This window comes from Pelomonas sp. Root1217 (assembly GCF_001425705.1).
In the GTDB taxonomy this organism is placed as follows: domain Bacteria; phylum Pseudomonadota; class Gammaproteobacteria; order Burkholderiales; family Burkholderiaceae_C; genus Pelomonas.
Map to the genome: position 1 here is coordinate 269,181 of NZ_LMDC01000001.1, position 23,840 is coordinate 293,020.

Below are 23,840 nucleotides of genomic sequence, written 5' to 3' on the forward strand. Positions count from 1 at the left end.
TTTAAAAAAGGCTGGAAAAGGCGATGCGCAAGGTAGGGGCAAGGGTGAGCGTCTGAAGTAGACCTAAGTAGACGGCGGCCGGCGCATCGTCGCGTTGGCTGATCCGTCAGCCCGCACCTCAGGCGCTTGAAAACAATCAAAGGAAATCAAAGCGGCGGCTTTCTTGAGTCCCTAAAGGGGCCGAGGTTCGGCACAGTGCCGGAAAGTGCCAAAGCCAGCGGCTCAGCAAAGTGCTGATGAAGTGCTGAGGCAGGCCAAGGAGTCAGCTCGAAAAGCTGCACGCCATCAACGACATGGCGGAATAAACAACGGTGGAAATTGGGCGGCTGGCGGCTTGCTGCGCAGTACGCGCGCGTGAGGCGCTGCGCGAATCTGTGCACCGCTCGGCTCAACTACCGACTTTCCGGTAGTTGGTGGCCCCGACCCTGAGCGTTCCGCGCGCGCGTGAGATCGGCCCCGCACCGTTGCGGCGTCCTTTCCACAGATGCAGGAAAGGCCAGCAGCACCGCCCGGAGTTTTCCGAGTCCCTAAAGGACGGGGAGTTTTCGGAGTCCATAAAGAGCCGTGGTGCTGGCGCCCCAGGTGGCCAGGCTCAACCGGTCAGAAACACCGAATGGTCAAGGCGGGCCTGCGCCGGCACCAAGGAGTTTTGTCACACCAGAAAGCGCCAGCGCAGCGCGTTGCAGCGAGCGGTTTTGTCAGCCCTTAAAGGGGCGCCATCCACTCAGGAACAGTGGAGGAGGCGCGCGCTAAGGTTGCACTAAGGCTCATCGCTTGGCGCTGGCGAGCGCAATCACCTTGGCGCCATCGCGAAGCTGATCAAGGTAGTCCGCCCACACTTGCATAAGTTGACGGCGCAGCACCATGTATTCCGCTCGGTCGTATGCCTCGCCCAGGGGGCCGCTTTTCGTGTGCGCTAGCTGAGCCTCAATGACCTCGGGGTCAGTGCCCGGAATCCGTTCGACCATGACAGTTCGTGCCATCGCTCGGAAGCCGTGGGCGGTCATCTCGTCTCCGTCAAAGCCGAGGGACCGAAGCGCTGCGTTCAGCGTGTTGTCGCTCATAGGCCTGCCGCCGCCGCGGACGCTGGGGAAGACGTACTTCCCTTGCCCGGTAAGCGGGAGCAGATTGCGCAGCATCGCCACAGCCTGCAGCGGCAGTGGGACGAAGTGAGGAGGACCGTTGAGCTTGCCGTGCTTGCGGCGCTTCATCGCCCAGGGCGGCAGCGTCAGCATGGCGTCCTCAAGGTCGATCCACGCCCACTCCAGCGCCCGCATGTTCCCTGGACGCTGGAAGAGCATGGCGCTGAGCGCCAGTGCCACCACTGTCGTCGGCTGGCCGGTGTAGGTCGGCAGAGCCAGCAGGAGGCGTCGCACATCCTCAGGCTTCTTCAGTGCGGGGTGATGCCGGACGACGTGGGGCTTCAGTGCGCCGATGAGATCGCCTGCGGGGTTCGTCCGGCCGCGACCTGTCTGGATGGCGTAGCGGAAGACCTGGCCGGCGTACTCCCGAACGTCGTGGGCCATCTGCGTAGACCCGCGCCCCTCGATGCGACGGATTGCCGCCAGCAGGACCGGTGCGTCCACGTCCACGATCGGCAGCGGGCCAATCCAGGGGAAGAGGTCCTTCTCGACGGCGCGCAGCCACTGGGCCGCATGGCTTTCGCTCCAGCCGGGCGCCTTGATGCCGTGCAGCTCGCGGGCGATCGCTTCGAAGGTGTTCGCGGACTTTGTCGCCTGCGTGGCGCTCTCGATCTTGCGGGCCTGGACTGGATCGGTGCCGGCTTCGTGAAGCTTGCGAGCCGTATCGCGACCCTCTCGGGCGTCCTTCAAGCCAACCGTCGGATAGGCCCCGAGGGCGAGGCGCTTCTCCTTGCCCCCGCTGAAGTACTTCCAAAACCAACGCTTGGAGCCGCTGGCGGCCACCTCAAGGTACAGGTTGCCAGAGTCGGCGAATCGAGCCCGCGGCTTGTCGGTGGGGCACTTGGCATTTCTGCATGCCGCGTCGGTGAGCATGGAAACCTCGGTAGGGGAACAGACCGCGCTAAGTCTACGGCGGCGGCGAACGTTCCCCTAAATATTCCCCTTGTTCCCCTGCGATGTATGGCACGGCTTCCGGATGCTTGGAGAAGAAAAAAGCGCCTCGGCCCTATGAAGACTGAAGCGCTTTGGATGCTCTAAGAGACTTGCGGAATTGATTGTGGTCCCTCCGACAGGAATCGAACCTGTATCTGCCGCTTAGGAGGCGGCCGTTCTATCCATTGAACTACGGAGAGCACCGTTGGCGCCGTGAGGACGCCGGTCAGGCGGCGCGCATTCTCGCATGGGGTCTCGCGGGCTTTCTGGCAGCATCCGCCCTACTCAAGGAGACACGCGACATGACGCACCAAGGAAGTTGCCACTGCGGCCGCATCAAGTTCGAGGTCGAGGGCGAGATCGGCTCTGCCTTGTCCTGCAACTGTTCGATCTGCCAGCGCAAGGGATCGCTGCTGTGGTTCGTGCCGCGCAGCGCATTGAAGCTGCTGACGCCGGAGCAGAACGCCAGCAGCTACACGTTCAACAAGCATGTCATCCAGCACCGCTTCTGCCCGACCTGTGGCATGCATCCCTATGGCGAAGGCAAGGGGCCGGACGGCTCGGCGATGGCGGCCATCAACATCCGCTGCCTGGAGGACATCGACCTGAAGGCCGTGCCCGTCACGGAGTTCGACGGGCGCTCGAAGTAGGCCTTCAGAACTGCGCGACCAGATGGGGTTGGCCGCCCACGCGCGTCAGCACGCGGCGTGGTTGATGCAGGGTGCCGCCCCGCGTTGCGCGGGCCACAGCGGCCTGGACGGCGTCGAGCAGGGCGGTGAGAAGCGGGCGCTCGCCATTGCAACGCGAGCGGGGAATGACCAAGGCGAGGTCCACGGCCTCGCTGCTTTGCAGTTCCAGGCTGGCGTGAACGACCAGCGTGGACGGTGTGCTGAGGGAGACGTCGAGATCGGCATCGACAACATCGGCAGCGACCGGCAACTGGGGCACGGTCTGCGCAGAGAGTGAGTTTGTAAACATGGCCGGAATCCTCGGGGAGGGGTTTGGCGCCCGCTGTCGGGCGGGCCAGGTTGCGGCTGTAGGACGGCGCCTGATCGCTCAGGAATGCATCGCCGGCAGCGCCTGCTTGACGGTCGGTTTGTCGAACAGGCGGCCGATCAGCGCCCGCGCAAAAAAGTAGTCGTTGCGCAGCTTGTCGCCGAGGGCATCAAGGCCGACGCGGCCTTGGCGATCGCAGGGGATGTCCAGGCCGGCGCCTTGGTAGGTCAGCGGCTCGAAGTGCAGCAGATGGGTGAGCTCTGGCTCAGCCGGCAGGGTTTCGGCGATGGTCGCCTTTTGTGCGGACTGAGGAAGCGGTAGCGAAGCGGGTGCTGTTGTTGGAGTGGCGAACTGAACCTGGGTCATGGTGAACCTCCATCGGAATCAACAGGGGTTGGTGAAACAACTTTGGTCTCAACGGGGTTCCAGATGTGTAGGCAGGCCGGGATGGCGTAGGGGTGCGCCATCGCGTCGCCTTGTAGGAGGCCGCTGGCTCTCAGCAGATACAAAGCCGGCCCGGATGCGGCTTTGTCTGACAGGCTGTTCGGTCTTGCCTCATGCCATCCGGCAAGCATGCCGGATGTCCTTCGGCAGGCGTCGAACAGGCCGCAGGGCCTGTTCTCGGTCCTGCCTCAGTCCCATTTCCACTGCCAGATCAGGTCCAGCGCGTTGTCGTCCCCGCCCTGGGCCCGCAACGTGAAGCGCTGGGCGATGCGGTAGATGAGCTGCCAGGAGCCCGTGGTGGCGTTCAGGCCGCGTTCATAGCCGACATACCAGCGCCGCGAGATCTGCTTGCCCAGGCGCACGATGGTGGCCTTGGTGTCATCGTCGCTCTGCGACAGCGACAGCTCATCCAGGCCGAGGTTGCGCAGCACCTTGCCCGTCGGGCCTTCGCCTTCGCCGCTGAGCAAGGCCAAGGCGGCGCGTTGCAGCAGCGCGGTGTCGGTGCGGCCCAGGCCGTCGGGACCGCGGCCGAGCAGCAGCCAGGAGAGCTTGTCGGTGTCGCTCATCTCGGGCGAGGAATACAGGCTCACGCGCGGCGCCAACGCCGTGCCGCCCACGTAGACGCCGACGCGCACATCGAGGTTGGGCCGCACGGCCAGCAGGTCCAGCGAAGGGTTGTCGTAGGCGCCGGTGAAGCTGATGTCGCCGCGCTCGATGTCCAGCTTCTGGCCATAGGCCGCGTACTGGCCGCCATCGGCGTCGAGCTTGCCCGTCACGCGCAGCGGGCCGTTGTTCTGGCTGACCTGCAGCTGGCCACGCAGCGTCGTCGCCAGGCCCCGGCCGCGCACCTTGAAGTCGCGGCCGAAGTCCAGCGCGACGTTGACGACGCTGTTGCGTGCGGCCCTGGGTGCGGGCGGTGCGGTGGGCGCAGCGTCTCTCGGGCCGCGCAGCACGATGACGTCATCGGCCAGGGCCGGCGCGTCGCCGCGGCTGAAGTCGAACAGGCCTTCGTCGGCGTGCAGCTTGCCTTCCAGCTTGAGCCCCTTCGCGTCGAGGTCCAGCGCCGCCTGGCCGCTGGCGACGAGGCGGCGGTCCACGCGCGACAGCACGCGCAGCTTGTCGGCCGTCATCTCGATGTGGGCCTTGGGCTGGGCGCCCAACTCGGCCGTGCCGCTGGCGCGCAGCCAGCCATCGCCGCCGCGCGCTTCGAGCTTGGAGAGCTCGGCATGCTGGCCCTTCAAGTCGAGCGTGAAGCGGCCTTCGGTCACGTCCACGCCGAAAAGCAGATGGCGCAGCGCGAGGTTCTCGCCTTCGGCGCGGCCGGTCAGGTCGGGTGCACCCAAGCGCCCCGAAAGCTGCACGGTGGCCGCGGCGCGCCCCCCCAATCGCCAGCCTGCGGGCACCCAGCTGCCCCAGGTGCCCAGGTGGGCAATATTGGCCTGCAGCACGCCCTGCACCGGCGTTTGCGCATCGGGCCACATCTTGGCCGGGCGCAACGTCAGCGCGCCGCCAAAGCTGCCCAACTCGCTGCCGGCGATGCCTTGCGCGAACTGCCAGATGCCGTCGCGCACGTTGACGGCCAGGCGCAGGTCGGTCAGGCCCAGCGCCCGCTGGCCGAATTCGTCGGTCACGCGCAGGTCGCCGCTTTGACGCTCGATCAGCAGCTCGGCCGTCAGCCGGTCGGTCAGCAGCAGCGAGGCATGGCCGGCCACGTGCAGGTCGCCGCCCCAGCCGAAATCGGGTTGCCAGCGCGCCATCAACGGCGCGGCGGCCACGTCCTCGAGCTGCAGTTCGGCGCGGGCCTCGGGGTGATCGCCGCCGGTCCAGCTCAGGGCCTGCCAGCGCACGAAGGCACCGCCCACCTCGGCGCGGCCGGGTTCGGCCTGCAGGCGCGGTCCGTCGCTGGCCCAGCGCAGGGCTATGTCCTTGGCAGCCAGCAGTGGCGGCGTGTTGGGGCGCAGCGGGCCGATGGCTATGCGTGCAATGCGGCCGCTCCAGGCCTGCCCATCCCAGCGGCCGCGGGCCTGGAGCTGGGCGTTCAGCGCCAGGTCTTGCGAGTCGCGCGCCGATGCATCCCGAATGATCTTGCCGTTGACCTCGGCCTTCACATCATGGGCGCTGCGCCGGCCCTGCAGGTCGAGCTTGGCGCTGGTGAGCTGGGCGAGCGGGTCGCGCAGCTGGCTGATGTCCAGGTTCAGCGCGACCGGGCCGTCACCGTCGGCGCCGGGCAGGGGCAATTCCCAGCGCGCCTTCAAGTTGGCGATGCTGGTGCCCATGGCTTTGGCGGATGCGAGCGTCAGCCGCCCCCCGCCGCCTGCCTGCCAACCCTTGGTGCCGCGCACCAGCTGAAAGCTGCCCTCGCCCTCGCCCTGGCCAGCGATCGGCTGCTGATCAAACAGGGCCAGCAGCGGGTTCAGCTCGGCCAGCGCGCCGGCCTTCAGTGCGGCCGTGCCGGTGATGGCTTCGGCCCGAGCCAGGCCGCTGGTCTGCACGCGGTTGTTGCCCAGGCGCCCATCGATGTCGAAAGCCGCCGGGTCGGTCGCGCGGTCCCGCGCCAGTTTGGCGCGGCCTTCAAGCGGCAAGCCGGCGAACTGGCTGGGCAGCAGGCGGACATAGCTGTTGCCGCTGAGCGTGGCCAGGGTCTTGCCGCGCACGTCCACATCGGCTTCGGCACTGAGTCGTGTCGGGCCGGGCAGGCGAGCCCAGGCCGAACCGGGCGCGCCGCGCCATAGCAGATGCGGGTCGAACTGGCGCAGCTGAACCTTGAGTTTCGCGGCACCGGCGGTGTCGACGCGACCGCTGAACTGCAGCGTGGCGTCGCCGCTGGCCAGCTGGGCGTCCTCGATCTGCCACTTCGTGCCTTCGCCCTGGGCTTTGGCCTTCACGCGCAGCGGGCGGTTCTGCACCGTGCCGGCGAGGTCAAGCCTGGCGCTCAAGGGGCCGGCCCTGCTGCCCGCGAGCGTGAGCGGCCCATCCAGGCGCGCCGGCGTGGCACGCGCGTCCAGCGCTTCGGGGCGCAGGCCGTGCACGCGGGCATCGAGCTGCCAGCGGCCATCGGCCTCACGCGCTCCCTTGCCTTGCACTCGGCCACCGCCGGGCAGTTCGGCGTCCAGCGCGGTCAGGCGCACGCTGGTGAGTTGGTCGGGGCGGCCGGCCAGTGCGATGACGAGGCGGTTGACGGGCAGGGCGCCCTGGTCCCAGCGGCCAGCAGCGCTGTTGTGCAGGTCGGCCTGCAACGTGGCTTCGGCATCACGGGCCGGTGCCTTCAGCTGCGCTTCTCCGCTCAGGGCCGTGCGCGGCAGGCCAGGCATGAGGGCCGCCAGGTCGAGCTTGTCGGACTTCAGTTGCAGCGCGTTGAGGGGCCAGGGCGCAAAGGGCTGGACCTCGCCGTCGGCCTTCAGCGTCTGGTGGGCGGCTTCCAGTTCAGCCTTGGCCTTGAGCCTGGCGAGAGGGCCAGTCACGGCGGCGACTGCCGTCCAGGGCAGGTCGGTCGCCTCGGTCTGCTGCACGCGCAGCGTCGCGTCGGTCTGCAGCGGCGCGGCGCTGTCGATGCGGGCCTTGCCGGCCAGCGTCAGGTGTTGCCAGCGAGCCGCCTTCAGCTCGATGTGATGGGTGCCCCGGCGGGGCAGGCTGAGCTGGGCATCCAGGCCGAGCAGCGGTGGCTGGTCCGGCGACCAGCTCAGCTTGGCGATGCGCAGGCTGGCGATCTGCCCGCCCAGCGGCAGCGTCAGGTCGGGTGGAATGACGACAGGCTTGTTGCTGGCCTCGCTGCGAACGATGACTTCATCCACCGACAACTCGCGCGCCAGCAGCAGGCCATCGCCGGCACTGACGCCCAGGCCTTTCCAGCGCAGGCCGCGCAGCTCGGCCGAGCCACCGGCCCAGGTGAGGATAAGGCGGCGCGCGCTGAACTCGCCCATCAGCGAACCCTCGGGGGCCTCGATCTGCACGCCGGGCAGATGGGCCAGCAGCCAGGCGCCACCGGAAGGGCGCTGCAGCAGCCAGGCGATGAAGCCGGCGATCAGCGCGAGCAGCAAGGCCAGCGTGATCAGGCTGGCGCGCAGGATGCGAAGGGACCGCCTCATCGAGCGCTCCAATCGCCACAGACGAAACAGCCAACAAAGCCACAGAGGCACAGAGACACAGAGGTGCAGTCTTTTCTCTGTGCCTCTGTGCCTCTGTGGCTGTGTTCAAGAAAGGCCATCACAACGTGATCCCCACACTATTCGACGACGTCGCAACGCCTAGCTTCACAGCGTGATCCCCACACTGAAGTGCAGCCGCCACTTGCCGGTCTCCTGCGCTCGCGCCAGGTCTACGCGCAGCGGGCCGACGGGGCTGCGCCAGCGCACGCCGGCGCCATAGCCGACGACGGCGCGGTAGTCCTGCCAGCGCGAGGCAGCATTGCCGGCGTCGACGAAGACGGCGCCCCACAGGCTGGGGAAGCTCGGCATGATCGGGTGAGCAATCTCCAGGCTGCCGGTGGCCAGCACGCGGCCGCCGACGGTCAGGCCGTTCTTCTGCGGGCCCAGGCTGCGGTAGGCATAGCCGCGCACCGACTCGTCGCCGCCGGCCAGGAAGAGCAGCTTCTCGGGCACACCGACCTGTTCCTTCGACACCACCTGAGCCACCTCGGCACGCGCCGACGCGAACCAGCCACCGAAAGGCTTGTAGACGCCCAGCTTGAACTGCATGCGGCCGAAGGGACCGCTGTCGTCGGTGCCGCCGCCCTTCGCATAGCCGAAGCCGACAAGGGCCAGGGCTTGATGGCCATCGGTAGGCAGCAGGGTGCTGTCCAGCCGGCGGCGTATCCACTGCTGGTTGATGGAAAGCGCCAGGTTGGTGTTGACCTCGCTGCCAGCGGTCTCGCGGGCACGCAGCAGCTCGACATAGCTCAGGCGCTCGTCGCGCGTCGACTCGTAGAGGCGGCCCAGGCGCACGCCGAGATTGGTGGCGATGGTGTCGCCTGTGCGGTCCTGCTCGTACTGCAGCGAGGCGAGGTTGCGTTTCAGGTCGGGCTGCGGGTGGGAGCTCAATTCCAGCTCGGCGCCGCGCAGGTCGCGGCTGAATTGCAGCTTGGTGCGCGCACGCACGGGCAGGTCGAAGGGGCGGCGGTGCAGGTGCTCGACGCTGATGCTCTGGCCGGTGTTGCTGTGATAGCCCACCGCCACCGTGGCCTGCTGCAGGGCCGACTCGGTCAGCGTGACCTGCACGGGCGTGGTGCCGTCGGCGGCCGGCGCCTCGGGCAGCAGCTGCACGCGTACCGCGTCGAAGAGCTGGGTCTTGGCCAGGCGCTCCTGGAACTCGGCGAGTTTTTGCTCGGTGTAGCCGTCGCCGGTGTCGAAGCCGGCCAGGCGCTCGACGGTATTGCGGCTCTGGCGCTTGAGCCCTTCGATGTGCAGCGCGCCGAGCCTGGCGCGGTTGCCGCTGGCCAGCACGAGGTGGAGTTCGGCGGTCTGCGTGTCGGGGTCGACGCGGGCGGCCGTCTCGGCCCAGCGCGCCAGCGGATAGCCGCCATTGCGCGCGCGCAGCAGCAGATCGCTCTTGGCCGAGGCCCACTGCGATTGCGTGAAGGCGGCGCCGTTCTTCAGCGTCCAGGCGCCGCGCAGGACCTCGCGCAGGGCTTGGGCCTGCTCGTCGGCCAGACCTTCGGTGAACTCGAGCTCGAGCTTGTCGACCCTTGTCACCGGGCCCGGCTTGACGGTGAGCAGCAGCCGCGTCTCGTCCGCCGGGTCGCGGTCCACATCGGCCTTGGCGTTGAAGTAGCCCTCGGTCTCCAGCAGCGTCTCGGCCTGGGCGGGCGCGGCGGCGGCCAGGCGAGCCAGCTCCACCCGGCTCAGCGCCGCCTCGCTGGCGCGGTAGCGGGCGAGGTCGAGGTTCTGGGCCAGCAGCGTGCGCAGGCGCGCGGCCTCGCGGCCTTCGCCGTCGATGCGGATGTCGACGCTGTAGACGGCCGGTGCATCGGCAGGGATGTCCGGTGCCGGTGGAGCAGGGGCCTGCGGCGGAGCCTGCGTGGCACAGGCACTCAGCAGCACTGCGGCGAGCAGTGCGGGCAGGAGCCTGGGGGGCGGCGGGTGTAGCCCGCGTTGGACCTGGCAGGGGCCGTGGGCTAGGCGCCGAGGAGGCCGCGGGCTCGCGCCCGCAACGACGAGCAACAACGCCCACGCCCCCTGCCAGGCCCAACCCGAAGGGCCAGGGCGATTTGCGGCATCCGTCGGCGTTGCCGGCTCTTTGCGTGGCGCCTGCCACGCCGCATCGCCCGCGCCTTGCCGCATGCCGCAACTCGCTCTGGAGCGGGCTGCACACGTCGCCCTCCAGGCTCCTCCGATCATTTGCTGAGCAGCCGCATCGCGCCTTCGAGTCCGGAAAGGGTCAGCGGGAACATGCGCTGCTGCATCAGCTGCTGGATCAGCGCGATGCTCTGCCGGTACTGCCAGACGCCTTGCGGCTCGGGGTTGATCCATGCGTACTTGGGGAAGGCGTGAGTCAGGCGTTGAATCCATTCCGCGCCAGGCTCGTCGTTGTTGTATTCGACGCTGCCGCCGGCCTGCAGGATCTCGTAGGGGCTCATGGTCGCGTCGCCGACGAAGATGAGCTTGTAGTCGCGGTTGTACTTGCGGATCAGGTCGAAGGTGTTGAGCTTCTCGGCGAAGCGGCGCCGGTTGTTCTTCCAGACGAAGTCGTAGACGCAGTTGTGAAAGTAATAGAACTCGAGGTGCTTGAACTCGGTCTTGGCGGCGCTGAAGAGTTCTTCCACGCGGCTCACGTGTTCGTCCATCGTGCCGCCCACGTCCATCAACAGCAGCACCTTGACCTTGTTGTGGCGCTCGGGCTGCATGCGGATGTCCAGCATGCCGGCGTTGGCGGCGGTGCCGTGGATGGTGCCGTCGAGATCCAGCTCCAGCTCCGAGCCCTCGCGCGCAAAGCGGCGCAGGCGCCGCAGGGCCACCTTGATGTTGCGCGTGCCGAGTTCCAGCGTGTCGTCGTAGTCGCGGTAGGCGCGCTGCTCCCAGACCTTGACGGCGCTCTTGTTGCCGCCCGAGCCACCGATGCGGATGCCTTGGGGGTTGTAGCCGCTGTTGCCAAAGGGGCTGGTGCCACCGGTGCCGATCCAGCGGTTGCCGCCCTCGTGGCGCTCCTTCTGCTCCTCGAAGCGCTTCTTGAGCGTCTCCATCAGCTCGTTCCAGCCCATCTTCTCGATGGCGGCCTTCTGCTCGGGCGTCAGCTCGATCTCGAGCTGCTTGCGCAGCCATTCCAGCGGCACCTCGGCCGTGAAGTCGGTCAGCATCTCCACGCCCTTGAAGTAGGCAGCGAAGGCGCGGTCGAACTTGTCGAACTGGGTTTCGTCCTTGACCAGGGACGTGCGGGCCAGGTGGTAGAAGTCGTCGATGCTCGCCACGCCGCCGTTGTCGGGGCCGCCGATGACGCCCGCTTCCAAGGCTTCCAGCAGCGTCAGGTACTCGGGCACCGTCACCTTGAGCTTGGCGGCACGCAGCGTGTAGAAGAACTGGATCAGCATCGGTGCGGACTCGGGGACTGCAGGTCGAAAACGATTATGCAGCGCGAGTCTCGTCGGAGTTAGGGATGCCGTCTTTCGGGCCGAGCGCCGGGCCGCTCCCTAGCCGGCCCGCGCTGGCGATGTGCTTGCGGCTCAATGCCGCAAGCATCGCCGTCCCCTCGGGGGCTGAGGCCGGACACGACAAGTCCTGTGGACTTGTCGTGCCTGCCGAAGAGAAGCCGCTTTGCCGGCTTCGCGGTCTGCAAGACCGGTCAGACGCACCGCGTTCAGCGGGGTGCGGCTGGACGAGGGGTATCAGTTACAGGGCACCACACGGAACTCGACACGCCGGTCCAGGGCATCCACCGCGTTGTCGCTGCCACTGCCGACCAGGTTTTCGCGCCAGCCCATGCCGCTGGCCTTGACGCGCTGGGCCAGGGGCGAGGCTTCGGCGGCCAGACGCTGCTGGATGAAAGTGGCGCGCTGCAGCGAGAGCGCGTCATTGGTCTGCTCCGAGCCGGTATGGCTGGTGTGGCCGACGATGACCATGCAGACCCGGGCGCCGGCGCCCTCCTTGGCGATCTGCCTGAGCCACATCGGATACGCGCCGCTGACCTTGGGGTCGGACCAGAACTCCGTGCTGCCGGGGTTGAAGAGGAACTTCACGTCCAGCTTGTTGGCGCGCAGCCCGTAGGCCACGATCTGGCCAAAGGCCCACTCGGCCTCGGCGGTGCGCCCGAGCTTGACGTTGTTGAGGTAGATGCCATTGAGGGTGCGCAGCTGTTCACCCCCGCTCTGGGTGCGGGCCTCCTGGTACTTGGCCAGCGATTCCGGGTAGCGCTCGGCGTTGTAGAGGGAGCCGGCTTCGTTGATGACGCTGGCCACGGCGACGCGTTCCATGTAGACGCTGTTGGCCGCTCCGCCCGGCGCCGTCAAGGCCGTGCTGATGTAGCCGTCGACCACCTTGTCCTTCACCAGCACCGGGCTGTCCTGATAGATGGCCAACGGCGTGTGGTTGAGGCCATCGTCGCGGGCCAGCGCCGAGGCCTGGGCCACCACCTGGCCCGTCTTGATCTCCACCAGGGACAGGTTGATCTGCAGCGACTTCTTGCCCGGAACGCCGAGCAGCCGCGTCAGCGTGCCGGTCAGCAGGTATTGCACCTTGGCCAGGTTCTCGGTCTTGAAGGGCAGCAGATCAAAACCGCCTTCCTTTCGCGCGGCCAGGCGCTCGCCAATGCGGTGCTCGAGCAGTTGCGTGGTCTGGGTCTGCTGGCCGCTGGTCGCGTCGATCATGGGGTCGACGACGACGTTCTTCCTGACGATCTTGGACTCCATCTTCGCCAGGAAAGCGGGCAGTTTCTGCGTCTGGCCGACCAGGCCATCGGTGGCCACGACGATGGCCTCGCTGAAGGACAGCTCGTTGGTCGAGACGGTCGGCTGCGTCGGCGCCGTCGCGAGGCATCCTGCCAGCACGGCCAGGATGCCGAGCAGGGCGGTGCGCCCCAAGTGCACTGAAAAATTGATGCGATTCGTGTGGCCGGCGCTACTCATCGACATTCCTTTTTCAGGTAAGCGGTCTCACTCGCCGTCAGCGGCTCTAGTGAGGCTTTTTGCAGAATATCACTGCACTTTGCGCCTTTGGCCTCGCCGGGCGCGGGCGCGGTCACGGCAGGGCGCGGCTTGGGTGCGGCCGGCGCCACGGCGACGGGCGTCGGCGCTGGGGCTGTGGGCGCGGGCATCGGCGCAGTTGGCGCTGGGGCCTTGGAAGCGGGCGTGTCCGGTGCGGAGGCTGCCGAGGCGGCCTGGACTGGGCTGGAAGCGATCAGCTCTGGAGCTGGAGCCGCAGCGGCGGCCGACGCCGGCGCGGGTGGCGGCGCCGGCTCGGCGGGTGCCGGTGCCCGGAGCAGGCGATATCCACCCCAGGCCGCCGCAGCCAGGCCCACCACGCCCGCCGCGCTCAGGACGAGAGCGCGGCGCGGCGGGGCCGGCACGGACGCTTGCACAGGCGCAACGCTGGACGTTGGACGAGGTGTTGGCGGTGGCGGAGCGGGCAGCACCGGGGGCGGCACCACAGGCGGGTGCACAGGAGCCGCGGCAGGCGGCGGCGGTCGCGGGATCGGACGTGTCGGCTCCCGTGGCGCGAGCAGCGGGTTGTTGGGTGCCACCTGGGTCGGGTCGAAGTCCGGCAGCAGCACCGTTTCGTCGCCGGTCGGGAGGCCCAAGGCCTGCAGCTCGAGCAGATCGATGGCCTGCGTGTCGTCGGCGGTGAGCAGCGTGCGGAACTCGGCAATGGATTGCGGGCGGTCCTTCGGGTGGATGGCCAGCGCGCGGTCGACGGCCCCGAGGAAGGCGTTGCCGCAGCGGCCCGCCGCCACGGTAGCGAGCGGCTGCAGTTGGTCGTTGAGCAGCCGCTCGACGGAAGCCACCGTGCGGCGGCCGCTGATGGCCGCGTAGAGCACGCTGGCCAGCGCGAAGATGTCGGTCCAGGGGCCCTGCGTGACGCCGGGCATGTCGCCGTATTGCTCGATGGGCGCAAAGCCCGGCTTGAGCATGGCCGTCAGCGCGTGCGTGAGGTCGCCGATGACGCGGCGTGCGGCGCCGAAGTCCAGCAGCAGCGGCCCGTGGTCGGTGAGCAGGATGTTGTCCGGCGCGATGTCGCGGTGGTAGCAGTGCTCGTTGTGCAGCACTTCCAGCGCATCCAGCAGCGGCATCAGCCAGGCGCGCACCTCGGTTTCGGTCGACGGCCGGCCGAGCCTGGCCAGCGCCTCCTTCAGCGTCTGCCCCTGGTAGTAGGGCATGGCCATGTAGGCGGTGCCGTTGCCCTCCCAGAACTGATGCACCTTGAGCAGCGCCGGGTGGTCGAAGCGGGCCAGCAGCTTGGCCTCGTTGACAAAGCTGCGCAGCCCGATCGCGAAGGTCTCCGCGTGGTTGGGCGACTTGACCAGCACCGTCAGCGAATTGCCGGCGCGTGCAGCCATCGACGACGGCAGGTATTCCTTGATGGCAACCTGCCGTTCCAGCGCGACGTCGGTGGCGAGATAGACGATGCCGAAACCGCCTTCTCCCAGCACCCGGTCAATGCGGTAGTCGTGGATGCGCGTGCCGGGCGGCAGGGTGTGTCCCGGCGTCAGCGGGGCCTGCATGGCGACGGTGGGCTCTGCCGGGTCTTCTGGGGCTTTGCGCCCGGGTGGACCGCCCGCCGCTTCGCTCATTGCTGCGGCCGACCGGACGGCGGCGCTTCATGCAGGGCAGGCAGCGTGGAGCGGAACTGGATCAGCATGGGGCGGCGCCGGGATCGAGGTTCTGGAGATTATGCAGAGCCGGCACCGTCTCGCCCGCCTGCTGGACGTCGGGCTTGTCCTAGGCGGTGTAGCGGGCCAGCCAGTTGAAGAACTCGCCGTACCAGAGCCGGCTGTTGCGTGGTTTGAGCACCCAGTGGTTCTCGTCCGGGAACCACACCAGCCTCGAAGGCACTGCCAGCGATTTCAGCGTGTTGTAGTAGGCCAGGCCCTGCGCGTCGGGCACGCGGTAGTCCAGCTGGCCGTGCATGACAAGCGTGGGCGTCTTGAAGTGCTTCGCGAATGCGTGAGGGCTCTGCGCGGCGACGCGGGCCGGGTCATCCCAATAGGCTGCACCCAGCTCCTTGCGGTGCCAGCTGTAGGCGTCGTCGGCATACATGGCCTGCCAGTCGTAGCAGCCGGCGTGGCAGACGTAGGCCTGGTAGCGCCCGGCCTTCACGTGGCCGTTCATCCAGGCCACCATGTAGCCGCCATAGCTGCCGCCAGCGGCGACGACGCGCTTGCGGTCGACCCATGACTTCTTCAACAGCCAGTCAGTGCCGGCCTCGACATCCTGCAACTCGTACTCGCCCCAGTGGCCGGTGATGCTGTCCAGGAACTCGTGGCCGAAGCTGGACGAGCCGTGGTAGTTCACGCAGGCCACCACATAGCCTTGCGCTGCGCCGCCCGCTGGGCCGCTCCCGAGGGCGGCAGCGTCCCCACGGGGGACCGCTGCTGTACCCAGCGGCGAGGGGCTGGCAAACACCTGGTGGTTCCAGCGCCAGTGCCAGCTGTCGCCAAAGGCAGTGTGCGGGCCGCCGTGGATGACGTGCATCACGGGCCACTTCTTCTTCGGATCGAAGTCCGGCGGGTAGGTCAGCCACATCTGCACATCGTCGCCACGCGCGCCCTGAATCGTCACTTCCTCGTGGCGGCCAAAGGCATGGGCCGCGAGGCGCTCGTCATTCAGCGACTCGATGCGGCGCAGGCCATCGTCGGCCAGCACCGACAGCCGCGGCGGGAACTGCATGCCGTCGTGGTTGACGACGAGGAAGCCGGCCGACAGCGCGAAGCTGCCGACATGGCCTCCCTCGAAAACCCGTTCGGCGGTGCGGTCGCCGAGCGCGAACTGCCAGAGGTGGCGGCGGCCGCGCTCCTCGGCGGCGAAGTACACCGACTGGTCGTCCTCGGCCCAGCGCAGCGGTGCGCTGACCTCATGGTCCCAATCCTCGCTGAAGACGGCCCAGCGGCCTTGCTGGTCCAGCACGGCGAGCTGGTTCGGGTGGTTGTGGCCCAGGGCTTGGTGGCTGGCCAGGAAGGCCAGATGCGCGCCACCATGGCTGTAGCGCGGTGCGGCGAAGTCCCAGTCGCCGTCCTGCAGCAGCGTCTGGCCCTGGCGCGTTTTCACGTCGATCTCGGCCAGCGCAAAGCGGCCGTCCAGCTTCTTCTCGGGCGCCGGGTCGAAGGCGAAGGCGATGCGCCGGCCGTCGGGCGACACGTCAAAGCAGTTCACATCCGGTTCGGCGCGGCTCAGTTCCCAGGCCGTGCCCTCGAACAGGTCGCGCACCTTGCCCGTCTCGACATCCATCACATGCAGATGCGGCACACGGTCCATCGGCAGGTGATGGTCCCAGAAGCGGTAGAAAGGCTCGTCGGTGACGTAGGCGCTTTCCTTGCGGCTCTTGAAGTCGCGCAGCCGTGCGGCTTGGGCCGCGCCCTTCAGATCGGGCCAGACCCAGGATACGAAGGCGATGCGCCGGCCGTCGGGAAACCACTTGAAGGACTCGACGCCGGTGGGCACATGGCCGACGCGACGCGCCTCGCCGCCGTCCGGCGGGATCACATAGAGCTGCGTCTCCTCGTCGATAAATCGACCATTCGGACCGGCCTGCTCGCGCTTGGCGGTGAAGGCAATCAGGTCGCCGCGCGGGCTCCATTGCGGGTTGCCGTCCTTCTCGCCTGCTTCGGTCAGGCGGCGCGGCTCGCCGCCCAGTGTCGAGAACAACCACAGGCTGCTCTGCGCCCGATTGGCTTCCATCGAGTAGCGCGTGACGCCAGCGGTGGCCTGGGCGCCATCGGGGCTGAGGCTGGGGTCGCCGATGCGATCCAGGGCCCAGAGTGCATCAACATCAAAGGCCCTGGATTTGTTCTTCATGGTCTCTGTCGAGTCAGTTGCCAGTTCAGGTGGGCCTTGACCTCGGGCCATTCGCCCACGGTCAGGCTGTACATGACGGTGTCGCGCACCGTGCCGTCGCGCCGCGGCGCATGGTGGCGGATCACGCCGTCGCGCCTGGCGCCAAGGCGCTCGATGGCGCGCTGCGAGGCGTGGTTGAAGTTGTCGGTGCGCCAGCCCACCAGCTTGGCGCCCAGAGTCTCGAAGGCATGCGTCAGCAGCAGCAGCTTGGCGGTCGTATTGACGGCACTGCGCTGCACGCGCTGGGCATACCAGGTGTAGCCGATCTCGACACGCTCGATGGCCGGCACGATGTCGTGGTAGCTCGTTGACCCCAGCACCTCGCCGGTGGCGGCGTCCAGCACGGCGAAGGGCAGGCGATGGCCGGCGGCCTGCCCAGCCAGGGCCGCTTCGACATAGGCGACGGTCTCGTCGGGCGCCGGCACGCTGGTGAAGCGCAAGTTCCAGAGTTCGCCGTCCGCGGCCGCGGCCTGCAGGCCGGGCACATGGTCCAACGTCAGTGGCACGAGGTGGATGGGGCCGGCGGCCAACGTCACGGGCAGGACGGGTTTCATGGCTTGCCCTTCAACATCAGCCGCCGTGCCAGCCAGCGACCGCCGCCGCAGCCGGCGACGATGAGCAGCAGGCCGACGAGCTGCCGCGCGTCCCATGCCGTGCTGGCGATGAAGTCGATGCCGAACTGCCGGCCCAGCCACCAGCCGGCCAGAGCACCCAGGACGAAGCCGACGGCATCCGCCAGCCCTTCGCGCATCGCGCGGTCGAAATCCTGCTGTGCCATCAGCGGTTGTTGCGCTGCATGAAGACGAGCTTCTCGAACAGCGTCAGGTCCTGCTCGTTCTTCAAGAGCGCCCCCACCAGCGGCGGGATGCTGACCTTCTCGTCCTTGGCCTGCAACGCGTCCACCGGCACGTCCTCGGCCAGCAGCAGCTTGAGCCAGTCGATGAGCTCCGACGTGCTGGGCTTCTTCTTCAAGCCGGGCAGGTTGCGCACGTCGTAGAAGTTCTTCAGCGCGGCGGCCAGCAGGTCCTTCTTCAGGGTCGGGAAGTGCACGTCGACGATCTTCTTCATCGTCTCGGCATCGGGGAACTTGATGTAGTGGAAGAAGCAGCGGCGCAGGAAGGCGTCCGGCAGTTCCTTCTCGTTGTTGGACGTGATGAAGACGAGCGGCCGGTGCCTGGCCTTGATCAGCTGGCGCGTCTCGTAGACATAGAACTCCATGCGGTCGATCTCGCGCAGCAGGTCGTTGGGGAACTCGATGTCGGCCTTGTCGATCTCGTCGATCAGGAGCACGACCGGCTCGTCGGCCTCGAAGGCCTGCCACAGCACGCCTTTGACGATGTAGTTCTCGATGTTGCGAACGCGCTCGCTGCCCTCGATGCCGGCGAGCTGGCTGTCGCGCAACCGGCTGACAGCGTCGTACTCGTACAGGCCCTGCTGGGCCTTGGTGGTGCTCTTGATATGCCACTGCAGCAGCGGCATGCCTAAAGCGCCGGCCACCTCCTCGGCCAGCATGGTCTTGCCGGTGCCGGGTTCGCCCTTGATGAGCAGCGGGCGCTGCAGCGTGGCCGCCGCATTGACCGCGAGCATCAGGTCGGCCGTGGCGACGTACTGGTCGGAACCTTGGAATTTCATTGGGAAAACCGGGGCAAAACCCGAACTGAAGAGGGGCCGGACCAGTATAGGAGGCCTCCTATAATCGCCGCCGCTCCGGAATACGACACCAACCCGAACCTCTTGGGACCATGAAAAAACTGCTGCAGATCTCGCTCGCCCTGGCCACCGCCGTTGCTGCCTTTGCGGCCCAGGCCCAGGATGTGAAAGCGGGCGAGAAGAAGGTCGCGATGTGCATCGGCTGCCACGGCATCGTCGGCTACCAGGCCAGCTTTCCCGAGATCCACAAGGTGCCGATGATCGCGGGCCAGAACGCCAAGTACATCGTCTCTGCCCTGCAGGCCTATGCCAAGGGCGACCGCAAGCACCCGACGATGCGCGGCATTGCCGCCTCGCTCAGCGAGCAGGACATGAACGACGTGGCCGCTTTCTACGAGCAGCAGGCCAAGCTGCCGGCGGTGGCCGACAGCATTCCGGCCGCGCCGGCCAACGTGGCCGAATTGCTGACCAAGGGCGCCTGCGTGTCCTGCCACGGCGCCAACTTCAGCAAGCCCATTGACCCAACCTACCCCAAGCTGGCTGGCCAGCACGCCGACTATCTGACCGTCGCGCTGAAGTCCTACAAGACCGAGCACAACGCCAGCGTCGGCCGCAGCAATGGCGTCATGGCCGGCCAGGTCAAGCAGTTCAGCAATGCCGAGCTGAAGGCCATCGCCAGCTACATCAGCACGCTGCCCACCGAGCTGGCCACCGTGCCGCAGGGCAAGTTCCGCTGACCAAGCGCGACTGCCGCACCAACGAGCCGCCTTCAAGGCGGCTTTTTGTTGCCCGCAGCAAAAGCGTGCAGGGCTGCACGATCGTTGCGAAGCTTTTCATGCGTCACGCGCGGATACTCGGCGCGCACAGACGACGCTGTCATGTTGAAAAAGATCTCGACCTCTGAAGTGAGGCTGGGCATGTATCTCCAGGCGATGGAGGGGGCCTGGCTCTCTCATCCGTTCTGGAAGACCAAGTTCGTGCTGCTCGATCCGGCCGACCTTGCCGCCCTGCAAGCCAGCGGCGTGCCGGCCGTCTGGATCGACGACAGCAAGGGCGGGGATGTGGCCGCGCCTGCACCGGTCGCCGCCGTGGCGGTGGCCGCGTCGCCGCCCGCGGTTGCCGCCCCGCCGCCGCGTGTCAGCATGGAGTCCGAGCTCGACCGCGCCACCCAGGTGCTGGGCCGGGCCAAGGTGGCCGTCATGGCCTTGTTCAACGAGGCGCGGCTGGGCAAGGCCATCGACAGCGAGGTCTGCCTGCCCATCGTTGACGAGGTCACGTCTTCGCTGGCGCGCAACCCGTCGGCCTTCCTCAGCCTCGCTCGGCTCAAGGACAAGGACACCTACACCTATATGCACTCGGTCGCCGTCTGCGGCCTGATGGTGTCCCTGGGCCGGCAGATGGGGCTGTCCGATGCCGAAGTGCGTGAAGCTGGCCTGGCCGGGCTGCTGCACGACGTCGGCAAGATGCAGATGCCCATGGAGGTGCTGAACAAGCCCGGCGCGCTGACCGATGCCGAATTCAATGTCATGCGCGGCCACCCCGAGCGCGGCTTCGACTTGCTCAAGGACGGTGCCAAGGTGCCGGCCTCGGCCCTGGACGTCTGCCTGCACCATCACGAGAAGATGGACGGCACGGGCTACCCGCACAAGCTGGCCGGCGACCGGATCAGCCAGTTCGCGCGCATGGGCGCCGTTTGCGACGTCTACGACGCCATCACGTCCACCCGGCCCTACAAAAACGCCTGGGATCCAGCCGGCTCGCTGCAGCGCATGTCGCAGTGGAAGGGCCAGTTCGACCCGGCGATCTTCCAGGCCTTCGTCAAGAGCGTCGGCATCTACCCGACCGGCACGCTGGTGCGCCTGCAGTCCGGCCGCCTGGCGGTGGTGGTCGAGCAGAACGCCGCCTCCCTCGTCGCGCCTCGCGTCAAGGTCTTCTACTCGACCAAGTCGAGCATGCCGATCCCCTTGCAGCTCATCGACCTGGCCACTTCCACCGATCGCATCGCCGGCCGCGAGCCGCCCGAGGACTGGAACTTCACCCACCTCGACGAGCTCTGGAACCCGAACGCCAAACGGTAACGAAGGGGCTTTGTCCGCCCTCCTAAACTGCCAGCCCTGCAGTTGGGAGATCGGTAATGAAGCGATGGCTAGGTGTAGCTCTTTTGGCATGGGCCTGCGGTGTGCCCGCGCAGACGCTGCGCTGGGCCAGCCAGGGCGATCCGCAAACCATGGACCCGGATTCGCAGAACGAGAGCCTGACCAACATGGTCAACGGCCAGATCTACGAGCGGCTGACCAACCGCGATGCCAAGCTGGGCCTGGTGCCGGGCCTGGCCACGGAGTGGAAGCAGACCGGGCCGCTGGCCTGGCGCTTCAAGCTGCGCCCCGGCGTCAAGTTCCACGACGGCACGCCGCTGACGGCCGACGATGTGGTGTTCTCGGTTCAGCGCGCCAAGGAGCCGACTTCGCAGATCGCCGTCTGGGCCAATGCCGTGGGCACAGCCAAAAAGGTCGACGATCTGACGGTGGACTTCCAGCTGACCACGTTCAATCCCATCTTCCTGCAGCACATCGACCAGTTGTGGATCATGAGCCGCAAGTGGTGCGAGGCGCACAAGGTCACCAAGCCGCTGGATTTCAAGAACAAGGAAGAGAGCTTCACGGCCCTGAACACCAATGGCACCGGCCCCTTCATGCTGGCCAGCCGCCAGCCGGGCATCAAGACGGTGCTCAAGCGCAACCCGAACTGGTGGAACAAGTTAGCAGGCAATGTCCAGGAGGTCGTCTACACCCCCATCGCCACCGACGCGACCCGTCTGGCCGCCCTGGTGTCTGGCGAGGTCGATTTCGTGCTCGACCCCGCGCCGCGCGACATCGCGCGCCTGCGCAACACCGCCGGCGTCAAGGTCATCGAGGGCCCGGAGAACCGCCTCGTCTTCATCGGCATGGACCAGTCGCGCGACAAGCTGCTCTACGGCAATGTGCCGGGTGACAAGAACCCCTTCAAGGATGTGCGCGTGCGCCGCGCGCTGTACCAGGCGATCGACATCGAGACGATCCGGGCCAAGCTGATGAGCGGTCTGTCCGTGCCCACTGGCGCCTTGACGCCGTCCAGCATGGCCTCCTTTGACGACCCGGCCCTGCAGGCCCGGCTGCCTCACGACCTTGCCGGTGCGAAGAAGCTGATGCAGGAGGCGGGCTATGCCGACGGCTTCGAGGTGACGCTGGACTGCCCCAACAACCGCTACATCAATGACGAGGAGATCTGCACGGCGCTGGCTTCGATGTGGGCGCAGCTGAAGATCAAGGTCAAGGTCAACGCCATGCCCCGCGTCATCTACTTCCCCAAGCTGGAGAAGTACGACACCAGCCTGTACATGTACGGCTGGGGCGGCTCGGTGACGGATGCCGAGAGCATCCTGACGCCGCTGTACCGCAGCCGCGGTGACAAGGGTGTGGGCAACTACAACTTCGGCGGGTTTCGCAACGACAAGGCGGACGCACTGGCGGCGCAGTCCAGCGTCGAGCCCGACCCGAAGAAGCGGGAGCAGCAGATCCGCGGCGCGCTGACCGAGCTGCGCGAGCAGGTCAACGTCATTCCGTTGCACCGTCAGGTGGTGCCGTGGGCCGCGCGGGCAAATGTCACGGCCGTGCACCGGCCGGACAACTGGCTGGAACTGGCCTGGGTGCAGATCAACCGCTGATTTCGGCCCTTTAACCGGCCACCACCTGCGAGGCCGGCGCGGCAAACTGGCTCAAGCCCAGATTCCTGTCCGCGCCATGCTGTACCGCCTTGCTGCTTTTGCCCTGACCCTGCTGCTCGCCTCCTGTGGAGGCGGCGGTGGCGGTGGTTCGGACGCGCCGGTGCTGGACAAGCCGCCCACGTTGCGCGGCGTGGCCGCTACCGGCGCCCCGCTGGTCAACGCGCAGGTCAGCGTCGTCGACGGCCAGGGCAAGGCCGTGGGCACGGCCACCACCCATGGCGCCGACGGCAGCTACAGCCTGACGCTGAGCACCACCAGCCCCACCGCACCGCTGTTCATCCAGGCGCGCGGCATGGATGCCGCGGGCACCATGCAGGTGCTGCATTCCACGGTGCCGACCATCAGTGCCGCCATGGTCGGCCATGTGACGCCGCTGACCAACGCCGTCGTCGCGCTGGCTCTCGGCACCGAACCTGCCCCGGTGTTCGCGGCCGCTGCCACCAGTGCCAGCCAGCTGACCCAGATGGCCAGCGCCGCCTCTGCCGCGGGTACCTTCCTGAAGACCCTGGTCAAGACCCAGGTCAGCGACCTGAAGATCACCGACGCTGCGGCCCTGGACCTGCTGGCGGATTCGACCTTCGCCGCCAACAAGGGCGCCCACGATCTGCTTATCGAGAGCGTGCGCATCGACCTCGCGCGCTCCAAGCTCAATATGCCGGTGCTGCAGATCGGCAACAAGTTCCTCGCCGCGCCGACGGCCGAAGTCGTCGTCGAGCTGCCCACGGCCCAGACTGAGTTGCTCAAGGCCAGCGGCACGCCGGCCACCGCCATCACCTCCACGTTGAAGGCCGCGACCAGCGCGACGACATTGCTCGGCACCTTGGCCGGGCTGGATGACCTTGGCGCCGCGCTGAACCAGCTCATCGCCCAGGGGCGCGACGTCAGCACCATCCTGACGAACACACTCGTCACTGGCTACGACAAGCACAACGGCCGCAGCAAGGTCGATATCGCCGGCATCCTGTCGACCTACACGACGGGCAATCGCCAGTTCGGCCGCTTCCAGCTGCTGGGCTGCGCCGACGACGCACCGACCGCCGGCAACTGCGCCAAGGTGCTGGTGGGCGCCGTCATCAGCGATTCCACCGGCGCAGTCGTCGACCTGTTCAGCGACGCGGTCAGCTACAACAAGTCGGCCACGACGACCAACAAGTGGAACCTGATCGGCAACGGCAAGAAGCTGGCCGTCGACGTGTATCCGCTGGGCTTTCTGGCGCTGGCTGCCGATGGCACGCCCAGCAGTGCCGTGGTGCCCAACCCGGGCATCGGCCTGCAGGTGGAGGTCCAGGCGCAGACGGCCGATCCCGTGCCCGGCATTCCGGCGACGCAGCTGCTCAGCTCGGCCACGGTGCAGTTGCCCGGCGGCTTCAGCATCCCCTTCGGCTATTGCAACCGGCTCCTGCTGTGCGTGTCCTCCACGCCCGGCGCCACCAACCTGATCCCGACGGGCGGCGTGGGTGACATCGCCATCCAGCGCTCGGCGGTCGGCTGGATCGGCAGTGCCGACAGCGTGCGGGGCGCCAAGTTCATCACCAGCTACACGATCTCCGGCGTGGCCGAGACGCGCAACGCCTGGCTGCGCGCCGATGTGCTGGGCGAGCCGGCTGCCACGCGCTTTCCGAGCCTTGACAGTGTGTCGGCAGCCAGCCCGGTGTTCGCCGCCTCGCTGCAGAGCGGCACGCTGATGATCAACTGGTCGGCCTGGGCGGCGGCCAACCCCGACCTGCGCCTCATCGAGATCAAGCGCGTCTTCACGCCTGCCGCCGGCGGCGCGCCCACGGTGCTGGACACGACTGTGCCGCTGCCACCCAAGACGGCGGCGACGCTGAGCGCGGCGTATACGCCAGTGGGCAGCGTCACTTCCGAGCTGTGGCTGCAGGCCATGGACGCGCAGGGGCGACGTTTCCATACCCGTTACAGCGGCAAACCGTGAATTGAGTCG

General features: G+C 67.5%; 18 protein-coding genes and 1 tRNA gene. 5 read left to right on the forward strand and 14 right to left on the reverse strand.

The genetic code is table 11. The features are described from left to right. Nucleotides 1-767 precede the first annotated feature (767 nt). Both ASC95_RS01295 and ASC95_RS01300 read right to left on the reverse strand, forming a co-directional pair. Complete coding sequence (locus ASC95_RS01295) at nucleotides 768-2,015, reverse strand: integrase arm-type DNA-binding domain-containing protein (protein WP_057295991.1); 1,248 nt, start codon at nucleotides 2,013-2,015, stop codon at nucleotides 768-770. A gap of 185 nt (nucleotides 2,016-2,200) precedes the next feature. After that, nucleotides 2,201-2,275: transfer RNA gene (locus ASC95_RS01300), tRNA-Arg, on the reverse strand. A 102-nt stretch (nucleotides 2,276-2,377) separates the two neighbouring features. Here ASC95_RS01300 and ASC95_RS01305 point away from each other — a divergent pair. Continuing rightward, complete coding sequence (locus ASC95_RS01305; protein ID WP_057295992.1) at nucleotides 2,378-2,725, forward strand: GFA family protein; 348 nt, start codon at nucleotides 2,378-2,380, stop codon at nucleotides 2,723-2,725. A gap of 4 nt (nucleotides 2,726-2,729) precedes the next feature. On the opposite strand, the gene ASC95_RS01310 is transcribed toward ASC95_RS01305, so the two are convergent. The 11 genes from ASC95_RS01310 to ASC95_RS01360 all read right to left on the reverse strand — a co-directional run bounded on the left by ASC95_RS01310 (nucleotide 2,730) and on the right by ASC95_RS01360 (nucleotide 18,117). Then, nucleotides 2,730-3,053, reverse strand: coding sequence for a hypothetical protein (locus ASC95_RS01310; RefSeq protein ID WP_157255904.1), 324 nt, complete (start codon nucleotides 3,051-3,053; stop codon nucleotides 2,730-2,732). Nucleotides 3,054-3,131: 78 nt separating this feature from the next. After that, the gene (locus tag ASC95_RS01315) at nucleotides 3,132-3,437 is read right to left on the reverse strand and encodes a hypothetical protein (RefSeq protein WP_235537654.1); all 306 of its coding nucleotides are present in this window, start codon (nucleotides 3,435-3,437) and stop codon (nucleotides 3,132-3,134) included. 266 nt (nucleotides 3,438-3,703) lie between these two features. Beyond that, nucleotides 3,704-7,600, reverse strand: a complete 3,897-nt coding sequence (locus ASC95_RS01320; protein WP_057295994.1) for a translocation/assembly module TamB domain-containing protein — start codon at nucleotides 7,598-7,600, stop codon at nucleotides 3,704-3,706. A 165-nt stretch (nucleotides 7,601-7,765) separates the two neighbouring features. Next, nucleotides 7,766-9,550, reverse strand: a complete 1,785-nt coding sequence (locus ASC95_RS01325) for an autotransporter assembly complex family protein (protein WP_057295995.1) — start codon at nucleotides 9,548-9,550, stop codon at nucleotides 7,766-7,768. A gap of 293 nt (nucleotides 9,551-9,843) precedes the next feature. Beyond that, the gene (locus ASC95_RS01330) at nucleotides 9,844-11,034 is read right to left on the reverse strand and encodes a VWA domain-containing protein (protein WP_057295996.1); all 1,191 of its coding nucleotides are present in this window, start codon (nucleotides 11,032-11,034) and stop codon (nucleotides 9,844-9,846) included. A gap of 294 nt (nucleotides 11,035-11,328) precedes the next feature. After that, the gene (locus ASC95_RS01335; protein ID WP_082567401.1) at nucleotides 11,329-12,564 is read right to left on the reverse strand and encodes an OmpA family protein; all 1,236 of its coding nucleotides are present in this window, start codon (nucleotides 12,562-12,564) and stop codon (nucleotides 11,329-11,331) included. Further along, entirely contained in the window at nucleotides 12,561-14,156 is a 1,596-nt protein-coding gene (locus ASC95_RS01340; RefSeq protein ID WP_057295997.1) for a serine/threonine-protein kinase, read from the reverse strand. The genes ASC95_RS01335 and ASC95_RS01340 overlap by 4 nt, the downstream gene beginning before the upstream one ends. 217 nt (nucleotides 14,157-14,373) lie before the next feature. Continuing rightward, a complete protein-coding gene (locus tag ASC95_RS01345) occupies nucleotides 14,374-16,446 on the reverse strand; it encodes a S9 family peptidase (protein WP_057295998.1) in 2,073 nt (690 codons plus the stop codon). Beyond that, entirely contained in the window at nucleotides 16,443-17,039 is a 597-nt protein-coding gene (locus tag ASC95_RS01350) for a GNAT family N-acetyltransferase (RefSeq protein WP_057295999.1), read from the reverse strand. Before ASC95_RS01350 ends, ASC95_RS01345 begins: the two co-directional genes overlap by 4 nt. Continuing rightward, nucleotides 17,036-17,263 (reverse strand): hypothetical protein, encoded by a 228-nt coding sequence (locus ASC95_RS01355; RefSeq protein WP_057296000.1) that lies wholly within the window; start codon nucleotides 17,261-17,263, stop codon nucleotides 17,036-17,038. The genes ASC95_RS01350 and ASC95_RS01355 overlap by 4 nt, the downstream gene beginning before the upstream one ends. After that, nucleotides 17,263-18,117 (reverse strand): MoxR family ATPase, encoded by an 855-nt coding sequence (locus tag ASC95_RS01360; protein WP_057296001.1) that lies wholly within the window; start codon nucleotides 18,115-18,117, stop codon nucleotides 17,263-17,265. Before ASC95_RS01360 ends, ASC95_RS01355 begins: the two co-directional genes overlap by 1 nt. 110 nt (nucleotides 18,118-18,227) lie before the next feature. Here ASC95_RS01360 and ASC95_RS01365 point away from each other — a divergent pair, with 110 nt between their 5' ends. Next, on the forward strand, nucleotides 18,228-18,872 hold the full coding sequence (locus tag ASC95_RS01365) for a cytochrome c (RefSeq protein WP_057296002.1): 645 nt from the start codon (nucleotides 18,228-18,230) through the stop codon (nucleotides 18,870-18,872). Between the two features lie 32 nt (nucleotides 18,873-18,904). On the opposite strand, the gene ASC95_RS31085 is transcribed toward ASC95_RS01365, so the two are convergent. Next, on the reverse strand, nucleotides 18,905-19,054 hold the full coding sequence (locus tag ASC95_RS31085; protein WP_162250689.1) for a hypothetical protein: 150 nt from the start codon (nucleotides 19,052-19,054) through the stop codon (nucleotides 18,905-18,907). Between ASC95_RS31085 and ASC95_RS01370 the strand changes: the two genes are divergently transcribed. The 3 genes from ASC95_RS01370 (at nucleotide 19,014) to ASC95_RS01380 (ending at nucleotide 23,831) form a co-directional block, all read left to right on the forward strand. After that, nucleotides 19,014-20,213, forward strand: coding sequence for an HD-GYP domain-containing protein (locus ASC95_RS01370; protein WP_082567403.1), 1,200 nt, complete (start codon nucleotides 19,014-19,016; stop codon nucleotides 20,211-20,213). The genes ASC95_RS31085 and ASC95_RS01370 overlap by 41 nt on opposite strands. Before the next feature lie 56 nt (nucleotides 20,214-20,269). Further along, nucleotides 20,270-21,838 (forward strand): ABC transporter substrate-binding protein, encoded by a 1,569-nt coding sequence (locus ASC95_RS01375; protein WP_057296004.1) that lies wholly within the window; start codon nucleotides 20,270-20,272, stop codon nucleotides 21,836-21,838. Between the two features lie 76 nt (nucleotides 21,839-21,914). Then, a complete protein-coding gene (locus tag ASC95_RS01380) occupies nucleotides 21,915-23,831 on the forward strand; it encodes a carboxypeptidase-like regulatory domain-containing protein (protein ID WP_057296005.1) in 1,917 nt (638 codons plus the stop codon). Nucleotides 23,832-23,840 lie beyond the last annotated feature (9 nt).

What these genes read in the sequence shown, in the direction of transcription:
- ASC95_RS01295 (WP_057295991.1), bottom strand. Translation starts at nt 2,015, where the DNA reads ATGCTCACCGACGCGGCATGCAGAAATGCCAAGTGCCCCACCGACAAG.
- ASC95_RS01305 (WP_057295992.1), top strand. Translation starts at nt 2,378, where the DNA reads ATGACGCACCAAGGAAGTTGCCACTGCGGCCGCATCAAGTTCGAGGTC.
- ASC95_RS01310 (WP_157255904.1), bottom strand. Translation starts at nt 3,053, where the DNA reads ATGTTTACAAACTCACTCTCTGCGCAGACCGTGCCCCAGTTGCCGGTC.
- ASC95_RS01315 (WP_235537654.1), bottom strand. Translation starts at nt 3,437, where the DNA reads ATGACCCAGGTTCAGTTCGCCACTCCAACAACAGCACCCGCTTCGCTA.
- ASC95_RS01320 (WP_057295994.1), bottom strand. Translation starts at nt 7,600, where the DNA reads ATGAGGCGGTCCCTTCGCATCCTGCGCGCCAGCCTGATCACGCTGGCC.
- ASC95_RS01330 (WP_057295996.1), bottom strand. Translation starts at nt 11,034, where the DNA reads ATGCTGATCCAGTTCTTCTACACGCTGCGTGCCGCCAAGCTCAAGGTG.
- ASC95_RS01335 (WP_082567401.1), bottom strand. Translation starts at nt 12,564, where the DNA reads ATGAGTAGCGCCGGCCACACGAATCGCATCAATTTTTCAGTGCACTTG.
- ASC95_RS01340 (WP_057295997.1), bottom strand. Translation starts at nt 14,156, where the DNA reads ATGCAGGCCCCGCTGACGCCGGGACACACCCTGCCGCCCGGCACGCGC.
- ASC95_RS01345 (WP_057295998.1), bottom strand. Translation starts at nt 16,446, where the DNA reads ATGAAGAACAAATCCAGGGCCTTTGATGTTGATGCACTCTGGGCCCTG.
- ASC95_RS01350 (WP_057295999.1), bottom strand. Translation starts at nt 17,039, where the DNA reads ATGAAACCCGTCCTGCCCGTGACGTTGGCCGCCGGCCCCATCCACCTC.
- ASC95_RS01355 (WP_057296000.1), bottom strand. Translation starts at nt 17,263, where the DNA reads ATGGCACAGCAGGATTTCGACCGCGCGATGCGCGAAGGGCTGGCGGAT.
- ASC95_RS01360 (WP_057296001.1), bottom strand. Translation starts at nt 18,117, where the DNA reads ATGAAATTCCAAGGTTCCGACCAGTACGTCGCCACGGCCGACCTGATG.
- ASC95_RS01365 (WP_057296002.1), top strand. Translation starts at nt 18,228, where the DNA reads ATGAAAAAACTGCTGCAGATCTCGCTCGCCCTGGCCACCGCCGTTGCT.
- ASC95_RS01370 (WP_082567403.1), top strand. Translation starts at nt 19,014, where the DNA reads ATGTTGAAAAAGATCTCGACCTCTGAAGTGAGGCTGGGCATGTATCTC.
- ASC95_RS31085 (WP_162250689.1), bottom strand. Translation starts at nt 19,054, where the DNA reads ATGCCCAGCCTCACTTCAGAGGTCGAGATCTTTTTCAACATGACAGCG.
- ASC95_RS01375 (WP_057296004.1), top strand. Translation starts at nt 20,270, where the DNA reads ATGAAGCGATGGCTAGGTGTAGCTCTTTTGGCATGGGCCTGCGGTGTG.
- ASC95_RS01380 (WP_057296005.1), top strand. Translation starts at nt 21,915, where the DNA reads ATGCTGTACCGCCTTGCTGCTTTTGCCCTGACCCTGCTGCTCGCCTCC.